The organism is Brevinematia bacterium, assembly GCA_039630355.1.
Classification (GTDB): Bacteria; Spirochaetota; Brevinematia; order DTOW01; family DTOW01; genus SKYB106.
Genome location: JBCNVF010000111.1, coordinates 1 through 9,639, shown reverse-complemented (window position 1 = coordinate 9,639; position 9,639 = coordinate 1). Strand labels below are relative to the sequence as shown.

Annotated in this window: 6 protein-coding genes; 3 read left to right on the top strand and 3 right to left on the bottom strand. The window is 37.4% G+C overall.

The window, feature by feature from the left end; genetic code table 11:
* Positions 1-34: 34 nt before the first annotated feature.
* A complete protein-coding gene (locus tag ABDH28_07320; protein ID MEN2998824.1) occupies positions 35-1,060 on the top strand; it encodes a CapA family protein in 1,026 nt (341 codons plus the stop codon).
* A gap of 67 nt (positions 1,061-1,127) precedes the next feature.
* Here ABDH28_07320 and ABDH28_07315 read toward each other — a convergent pair whose 3' ends face one another.
* Together ABDH28_07315 and ABDH28_07310 are read right to left on the bottom strand one after the other, a co-directional pair.
* Positions 1,128-3,032, bottom strand: a complete 1,905-nt coding sequence (locus tag ABDH28_07315; protein ID MEN2998823.1) for a V-type ATPase 116kDa subunit family protein — start codon at positions 3,030-3,032, stop codon at positions 1,128-1,130.
* A 10-nt stretch (positions 3,033-3,042) separates the two neighbouring features.
* A complete protein-coding gene (locus ABDH28_07310) occupies positions 3,043-4,032 on the bottom strand; it encodes a V-type ATPase subunit (GenBank protein MEN2998822.1) in 990 nt (329 codons plus the stop codon).
* A gap of 311 nt (positions 4,033-4,343) precedes the next feature.
* Between ABDH28_07310 and ABDH28_07305 the strand changes: the two genes are divergently transcribed.
* A complete protein-coding gene (locus ABDH28_07305) occupies positions 4,344-6,233 on the top strand; it encodes a UvrD-helicase domain-containing protein (GenBank protein ID MEN2998821.1) in 1,890 nt (629 codons plus the stop codon).
* A 28-nt stretch (positions 6,234-6,261) separates the two neighbouring features.
* Here ABDH28_07305 and ABDH28_07300 read toward each other — a convergent pair whose 3' ends face one another.
* The gene (locus tag ABDH28_07300; protein MEN2998820.1) at positions 6,262-8,598 is read right to left on the bottom strand and encodes a transglycosylase domain-containing protein; all 2,337 of its coding nucleotides are present in this window, start codon (positions 8,596-8,598) and stop codon (positions 6,262-6,264) included.
* 501 nt (positions 8,599-9,099) lie between these two features.
* Between ABDH28_07300 and ABDH28_07295 the strand changes: the two genes are divergently transcribed.
* Positions 9,100-9,639 (top strand): class I tRNA ligase family protein (locus tag ABDH28_07295; GenBank protein ID MEN2998819.1); only part of this gene is annotated, 540 nt, incomplete at its 3' end.

Here is a 9,639-nt window from a genome sequence, read left to right as displayed (position 1 = left end):
GGAAGATTGAGGAGTTTTTTAGAGGGGGGAGAGGATGAAGAGAGTTGTTGATTTAGCGATGGTGTGTTTATGTGTTTTTCTGGTGTTTAGTTTTGCTGGTGTTTATGCGAGTGATGATGTGATAGTGATAAAGGCGGTTGGAGATACGATGTTAGGTTCTCTAACTCCGAAAACGATTATTCCTCCTAGGGCAGGGGAGGAATTTGTTGAGACTATAGGGCCATATCTTAAAGGTGCGGATATAGTTATGTGTAACCTTGAAGGAGTGTTCATAAAGGAGGGGTTTAAGCCAGCAAAGTGTGGTGGGAAAAGGTGGTATTGTTTTGAATTTGGTATGCCGGTGTATCTAACCAATGCTTTTAAGAAGATGGGGTTTAATGTGGTTTCCTTCAATAACAACCATGTTATGGACTATGGTAGGATGGGATATGAGTTTACTATCAGGGTGTTGAAGGAGCTTGGGATGAAGTGTGCCGATATGGAGAATTACGATGTTATTGAAGTAAAGGGTAGAAAAGTTTGTATTGTTGCTTTTGGGTTTAGCGGGGGTAAATACTCTGTCATTGACGTTGAGAAAGCTAAAGAGATAGTTAGGGAGCTGAAGGAGAAGTATGACGTTGTGATTGTTTCTTTTCACGGAGGTGCTGAGGGGCCTTCTGCTCTGAATACAAAAAATAAAACTGAGTATTTCTTGGGTAGAAACAGAGGCAATGTTATTGCTTTTGCAAGGGGTGTTGTATCTGCAGGTGCAGACCTTGTTATTGGTCACAGCCCACATGTGTTGAGAGCAGTTGAGGTGTATAAGGGTAAGTTGATAGCTTACTCTCTGGGTAACTTTCTAACCTATGGCAACTTCAACATAAAAGGGTATGGTGGAATTGGAGGAATCCTTGAGGTGCATCTTGGAAAAGGTAATACTCTGGTAAAAGTCAACTTCATACCCACTGTTCAGCTACCCCCGGGTATACCTGTTTATGATAAGGAAAAGAGAGCAATAAAGCTGATAAATAGACTCGGTAAAGAAGACTTTCCTGATTCATACTATAGCTTTAGCGAGTAATCATATTGTGCTGGTGAGAATGTTAAGCTAGTTTTAAGTAAAGTGAGCTACTTCACCTTGTTATCTCCTACTTAAGGGGTTCAAAGGCTTTACCTCCACCTCTGAAAAACTTTGTGAAGAACTCATAGAAGCTTAGCCTAAGTGCCTGTATCCCAACTACAAGTCCTTCAAAGACTATTATAAATATCTGTCCAAAGACTACTATTAGTAATGCCAAAATGTCTCCGATGACTCCGCCTTTTACTACTTCGGCTATTGAGAAGAAGGTTATCATTAGTGCTGTATGGTTTAGGGCAAAGCCTGCGATTCTTATGAAGGATACTGTGTTGCTGACGAAGGAGATAAAAACCTCAAAAAGTTCAAAAAAGATTGAGACTGGGGACACAGAGTGTCCGTGTTTTTTAGCTTCTATTATTGCTTCGGTTACGAACATAAGAATAGGCACAAGGATTCCAAAAAGCATTAGATTCGGGTTGAAGGTAGTGCCAGAGAGTAGGATGTAGATGGGGTATCCCACGAGTGAGAAGTAGAATAAAACTCCAGCTATCCCCTTGTTCCCTAGTATAAGCCTAGGGATGTTTTTTTCTCTTGCGGTATTTATTACACTGAGTATAAGTCCTATTGATATTACTATAAATCCTGTTACTATTGAGACTTTCATTATCTCAAGAACATCATGAAGAGGTGAGGTCCACATAGAAGGTATTATCTTTCCTTCAATACCGAACACAGAGCCATAGAGAAAGCCGAATACCGCAGATGAAAGTCCAACAGCTATTCCAAGTCCTCCTATGACTCTGAAACTTTTAAACTTCCAAAAGAGTAATGCTGAAATTAGAGACAGTGCCAGTCCCTGTCCAACGTCCCCAAACATCATACCGTAGAAGATTACATAAAGAATCGTAAATATCACTGTTGGATCTATTTCGTAAAACCTTGGGATAGAGTATAGCTTGACTATGGATTCAAATGACTTTAGAAACTTTGGATTGTTGAGTTTTGTTGGGATTTGGGTGTTTTTATCTTCCTTTAAAGTATTTTCTGCGTCTTTTGTTTCTACTACACAGATGTCATTGGTAATTTCTCTTATTTTCTCACAAACCTCTTCCTCTCGCTTTTTTGGAATCCATCCGGAAAACACAATAAATCTACCCCCTCTGATGGAAGAAGACTTTAGTTTCATGGAAGTATTGGAAAACCAGAGTCCTTTATAGAGAGTTAGAATCTCCTCGGTATTGGTCTCAACTATTCTATCCAGTAGTCCTCTGAGTTTTTTCTGTTCAACTTCTATCTCCCTAAGCCTTTTTTCAATTTCTGCAAGATTTACATCTTCTGTAATTATTTCGTTTATGTTTATGATCTTTAGGAAGGAGGTTGATAGCTTCAGTATCTCATTTTTGTGAGTATAGGGGAGCGAAACCAAAATGACACTAAGTGACTTAAATGATTCAACTTCTTCTATTATCGTGGGAAGTGAGGAAATATTTCTTAGGATAGTAGGAGCTTCATGCTTAGCTATTATCAATAGTGCTGTGAAAAACTCCTTTGGAATGTTTCTTGATTCTAGGTCCTTCCTTATAGAATACTGTAGCTTTTTTATCCTTAGATCAACTTCCTCTCTCTCAAGGTTTGATAGCATGGCATAAGCTGAGTAAAATTCGTTTTCTGCTTTCGTAAGCCTTAGGTCAATTTCATCTAGAGACAGTGGTTCTCTTTCAGAAAGAGTATTCCTGATCTTTATGTCATCTACTTTCATATTCACTGCTAACCTATCCAACCTCATCTTTATATTTGAGAATTTTTCAACCTCATCGTCATCTTTGTTGCTTAGTCTAAGTAATTTCTGAGCTTCCTTTATTCCGACTCTTTTTACCTCAAATTCTCCAAACTTTATGAGGTAGTCTGAGATATCTTTTAGAAATTCGTCAGTAGTCAAGATGTTTATCTCTACCATCTTTTCTGGAAAAAACATATCTCTCCCCCTATAAAACCAAAAGTTGTCTTACTTTTTCAAAAGGAAAGCCACTTACGAATCCTCCTAGTATTGAGAAATAGTTTTTCATATCAATCTCTCTTAGGATTATTATGCCTATTATTGTTGCTGGATCCATTGGAGTGCCTATTATCAAACGCTTACATTCTAACTTAAGGAGAGTGTTCTTAAGTCTATCTATGTCGTCAATATCTGTAAGTATGAAGTTTGGAGGTAGAATGTCGTAGTCTATACATTTTTTTACAAAGCTTTCTTTGGTTGAAACAAAGATATTTGCTAGTAATTCCTGCTTACCTCCTAGGAAGGATAGATCCGAGATATACTTTTCAACATTAGCGTTTGCTAAAAACTTTATTTTTGCAAGTGTTAATAGCAGTTCGTAGAAGGCTTTTGTTTTTAATATATTTTCAAGAGAGTGTCCAAAGTTTGCTCCTTTTGAAACAAGAGATCTGTAGTATTCAATGCTAGAATATAATAATAACTCATTTATATTATCAACTGATACTATCCTTAAGGTATCCCTAAGTTTCTTGCTTTTTATTTTGTAGAAGGTAAGCACTTTGAAATAGACTTTCTTTATCTCGTCTATTTTTTCCAGTTTAAGAAGTTCTGCTTTGCTAGTTACTGCAGAGTAATCAAATAAAAACAGATTCTTGTCAGTATTACCGTTTAATCTGGCACGCAGTAAGATATTTAAGTTGTAGAGTTCGTATGAGAGCATGTATGCCTCTATAAGTTCTCTTATAGATGGTTCTCTTGATAGCCTTAACAGGGTTTTAGCTGTGTGTATTGGTATATTGGGTATTTTTTCCTTTAGTTCGTCAAAGTTTAGCTTGACTCCCTCAAACTTATGAAAGAGTTTTGAGATATTTTCAGCTGAGAAGTCGGATAAGATCTCAATGACTTCAAGGTTGGTGGTTTTGTAAAATTCGTGGCGTATTGGGTACATCAGAAGTGACATTGTTGTTAAGTTCTTCATGAGCAGAATTATTACCATGTCTTTTTGTACTTTTCAAGTTTGCAGGTGGTTCTACTGGTAAATTCCTATTTCCATTGGTCAAATGAGCAAGATTCTAAACTTTTCCTACTTATCCTCTGGTTTTCGTAAGTCACGAAACTTGAGTTTGCATCAAGCTTCTTAGGTGCTTATCAGGAAGAGTATTTACCTTGTTTTGATAAGGACCACAAGAAAAACAGAAAAATCATACCTAATTGTTAAATTTTAGGATTTATTAAGGCTAGTCGTAGGAGATTGAAACAGAGTGAGTCTTGAGTAGATAATAATTGTCTATGGATGCAACTGTTGTTCAAAGTATGCTAAGTGATCTTGATGAGGATCAGAGAGAGGCTGTTGTTTCAACTGAGGGTCCTGTTTTGGTAATAGCTGGGCCTGGATCAGGGAAAACTAGGACTATAACTTACCGTTTTGCATATATTCTCTTGACTGATAAAGCTTCACCCTTAGAAATACTATGTGTGACTTTCACCAATAAATCGGCAAACGAAATGAAAACGAGGATATCTAACTTGCTGAGAGTTCCTACTTCTAGGATGTGGATAAAAACTTTCCATTCTCTAGGGCTTTCAATCGTGAAAGAAAACTACCACCTTTTGGGGCTAAAAGAAAATTTCGTAGTCTATGACAAAGCTGATGAACTAAGACTCGTTAAAGAGCTTATGAGAAAGTATGGATTTGAGGAACTCTCACCAGAACAAACGATGGAGATAATTGATAAAGTAAGATATGGAGATGAGGTTGTTGATGTATTCGGCGATACTATCAGAGACCTTACGAAAATGTATGAAGAAACTCTTAGGAAAAATAATGCTGTTGACTTTACGGATTTAATAATTCTTCCTCACAGTTTACTTAGTAGTAATGAGGAAGTAAGAGATCTATACAAGAGAAGGTGGAGATACGTGATGATAGACGAGTTTCAGGATACTGATCCTGTTCAGTATGGGTTGATCAGGCTTTTGCTTAATCCGATGGAAAACATATGTGTTGTTGGTGATGATGATCAGTCAATATATGGGTGGCGAGGTGCGAAAGTAGAAAACATCAGAAACTTTGACAAAGATTTTAAGAACTGTAAGGTAGTAATTCTGAAAACTAATTACAGGTCCACTGAAGAGGTGATAAGGCTATCAAATTTTGTTTCTTCAGCTATGTTGTTTAGGAGGAAGGAGAAAAGTATAAAAGGTATAGGACGCAAGGGCATTGTTCCGAAATTTGTGGAAACGTATAGTCAACTTAAAGAAGCTGAGATAATAGCCGAAGAGATAGACTCTCTAGTAAGGTTAGGATACAGTTACAAGGATATTGCGGTTTTCTACAGAGTTAACTACCTTTCCAGAATCTTAGAAGAAGTGCTACTGAAGAGTAATATACCGTATAGAGTGTATTCGGGAACTAGTTTTTATGAAAGAGCAGAGATCAAGGATATTCTTGCTTATATGAAGTTTTTTGTGAACAGAAACGATTTTGTGAGTTTTTCCAGAATAGCTAATGTTCCTAGGAGAGGGTTGGGTGAAGCTTCTTTATCTAAGATCTTAGACTTTTCACTAAGGAGTGGTAAAGATCTTATAGAGTCTGCGTTAATGCTTGAGAAGGAGGGTATCATAGGTGGTAAGGTTAAGGCTCTTGCAGAGGCTTTGGAGGTTTTGGAAGGAGAGGAGAGTATTGCTTCCAGAGTCAGGATGTTGATAAGTAAAATAGGTTATTACAATTACCTTAAAAACACTTACAATGATTATGAGGATAGAATAGAGAATGTTGAAGAGCTTCTAACGGCAATAAATGAGTTTGAAAACAGTGGTGGTAGAACTATTGAAGAGTTTGTTAATAGTTCTGCTCTTATGACTGGATTGGACGATGTGGATGAGACTAAAGACTGTGTTTCTCTTATGACTCTGCACGTTTCAAAAGGACTTGAGTTTCCGGTAGTCTTCATATTCGGAGCGGTTGACGGTATAATCCCATACTTTAGATCCTTTCATAGCCAGTCATTGCTGGATGAAGAAAGAAGGCTTTTCTATGTTGGAATTACTAGAGCAAAGAGTAGGCTAGTAATAACTGCAAGCAGATATGTAAGGATAGGAAGTAAGCATATTTATGTATCACCAACAAGGTTTATTGAAGAGGTTCCAGAGGAGTATATGGAGATTGTAAGGGTTTAAGGAGCTTGAAAAGATTAACTCTTTCCTGTTAGTCTGAAGTTAGATTTGTGTTAGCCTGATGTAATCTTAACTGTCTCGGTGAAACTACTGTAATTTTCACTCTGTCGCTTTCATTTTTACATCTTGCTTCTATTGTGAACTCGCCTTCGCAAAGTTGTAATAGGGTGGGATTACCCTTTTTATGGAACTTCCCGTTAATAAACCATTCTACATCTTTACTCTCAGTGTTTGCTTCAAGGATGATGTTCTGTATTTCCCTTGCTACACTTTCTTCAATAGCAAAAACGCTACCATTATGTGGAGAGAGTATTTTTAGTTTTTCACCAACTAATATTACCCTACGCTTTGTTAGGTTGTTCTGTGCCCAGACTTTATATTCAGAAGGTAGGTATATTTTGCCATTTCTGTGCCAGTTACATATTTCATTTGGTTGTTTCCCTGCTATGAATACTTCCTTTTCTACTTCGTCACACTCTTGACTACTTTTCATTCCCGAGAGTTTGCAAATCTCAACTTCTATAATTTCGCTAGGTTTGATAAACTTCTCCTGTTTGAGGAGTTCTTTATTGTAGAGGTATAGGAGAGTATCTCTAAGTATTATTCCAGCACCTCGTGCTGATGGTGTGTTTATCATATTTTTCCCGCTAAAGTCTCCAGCCCATATCCCTAGGGTATACTTTCTGTTATAGGCTATAATGGTATTGTCGCGGAAGTCTTTTGAGGTTCCTGTTTTCACTGCAACATTGAAAGGAAGGTTTATTGTTGAATTTACTCCAAATGCTCTAAGTTTGTATTTGTGGTTGGATAGTATATAGTTGATGAGAAAACAGCTTCCTTCGGATAATACCTTTCTTGGGCGCTTTCTAGGCGGATAGACAATCTTACCCCCTCTTAGCTTTACATACCTAATTGATCTTAAGTCACTGTAAAGTCCGTTATTTGGGAAAATCATATAAGCTCTGACGAGTTCAAGTAGAGATACATCGGCATTACCTAGGGTAATTCCGAGTCCATAAAACTCTGGTGACTTAGTTATGGAAGAGAAACCTACTTTCTTAAGAAAAGAGATGTAATCATAGATACCAATCTTATTGAGTAAATAGACTGCTGGAATATTGTAGGAATTACCCAAAGCTTCAGCAACTCTGACAGGCCCATGAAAACTATTATCATAGTTTCTAGGAATATACCTGCCATATCTAAGTGGAAAGGAGATCTCAATATCTGGAAGAATGGAAGAAGTGTTTATTATCCCTCTCTCAAACGCTAGTGCGTAGGTGAAAGCTTTCATCGTGGAACCAGGTTGCCGTTTGATTAGAACCCCATTGTTTGCCCCATACTCCGAAAAATAGTTAACTGAACCTACCATACACAGGATTTCCGAGTTTTCGTTGTCTACTAAAAGCAATCCAGCTTGACTTAGGTTAAATTTAGCAAGATTTTTGATAACATTCCTCACTATGCATGATATGTCGTTGTAAAGATCAATGTCCAAGGTGGTGTGTATCTCCTCTATTTCTGCGCTAGTAAGATTCTTAGCTTCCTCAATTGCAAAAAAGCAGAAATGCGGTGCAGAAAAGGGTAGTATAACAGGATTTAGAATAACGTTATAATTTATGCTTGAGAGATACTCATCTTCCGATATTATGCCTTTCCTGTAAGCTGTCTCAAGAAGTTTTCTAGCTCTCAATAGAATAGCATTCCTACTAAGGTATACATCAGAAGGTCTGGCTATAGCCTTTATGAGAAACGACATCTCTGCAAGGTTAAGATCTTTAAGAGACTTTCCAAAGTAAACCTTGGAAGCTTTCTGAAACCCATATATGTTGTTACCTAGATACACTTCGTTAAGATAAGCTTCCAGTATCTTCTCTTTGGAAAAGTGAAGTTCTATCTTCAGAGCTTCTAGAATTTCCAAAATCTTCGTGAATAAGCTATTCTTCACAACATCCCTCTTGAGTTTTGATAGTTGCATAGTTATAGTGGAACCACCGGAAACAAACCTCCCTTTCTTGACAAACTCAACAAGGGTTCTACCCAGAGCCTTAAAGTCAATCCCTATATGCTTATAAAAACCCCTATCTTCGGAAAAAAGAAGAAGTCTCAAAAATACATCTGGGGTATCTTCTAAGGAAAATCTTTCGTTCAGTCCACCGTAATGGTTCAGCTCTACAATCATCTTCTGGTTTCTATCAAAAATTTTCAGAGAGTATTTTGAGGGTTCTAGGTAGTTTTCCGGAAAAGGGTAGAGAAGATAAGCTACTATTCCTATAAGAGCAGTAGAAAGTAGTATTCCTAGGATGAGTATAACTCTACCTCCGAGAAGTTTTGTAGCAAAGGTCTTAAAGCTTTTGAGTAGCCACATATTCCTCCTTCTTTCCACAACCTTCCAGAAACACAAATTGAGTCAGGATTACTACAAAAACTGCCTCTAACTTGGTTATTCTCATGGTTATAAGGCTATGGTATACGAGTTACTACTGAAGTTTCAAATTGTTTCGGACCAAAGCCAATTTCCCAAACCAACCCACGATGGAACCAAAAACATTGTCCCGATAGGGACTGCGAGAGGAGCAAAAAAGAACCATACCCAAGTAAGTGTGTCTTAGACTTTATCCTTTGTATCTCTAGGAGATGTTATCACTCTTAACTTCGTCAAGACAAAGCACCAAGAGTTCTATTACAACTGGCGTAGACATTGTGGTAAGTTTGATAGCGATCTTATCTTAGATGGCTTTACACGAAACAAAAGGCAAATTGTTTTCTATTCCAACTTAATTGGGCGCTTCTGTCAGATTTAAGCTATCCGATTTGAACAGTGGTAAAGCAGGATATCATTTTATTATAATACATTTAGGAGGATCAGATGGGGAAATATTTGATAACTTCAGCACTTCCTTATGCTAATGGTCCTATACACATAGGGCATATTGCTGGAGCATACCTTCCAGCAGACATATATTATAGGTATAGAAAGATGAAGGGAGATGATGTGATATTCATCTGTGGGACTGATGAACATGGTGTTCCAATAACTATAAAAGCGATGCAGGAAAACACAGTCCCGGAGAAGATAGTAGAAAAGTATCACCAAATTATCAAGGAAAGCTTCAAAAAGCTCTACATAGAGTTTGATAATTTCTCTGGAACTCACAGAGAGGTCCATTTTAAACTTTCACAAGAATTCTTTCTAAACATTGTTAGGAACGGATATACTGTAGTTAAGGAACAGGAACAGTTTTACTGTGAAAGTGACAAGATGTTTTTACCAGACAGGTATATAAATGGTAAGTGTCCTAAATGCGGATATGAGTATGCAAAAGGAGATCAATGTGAGAAATGTGGTAGCACTCTTGATCCTACTGATCTTATAGAACCGAAGTGTGCCATATGTGGGAATACTCCA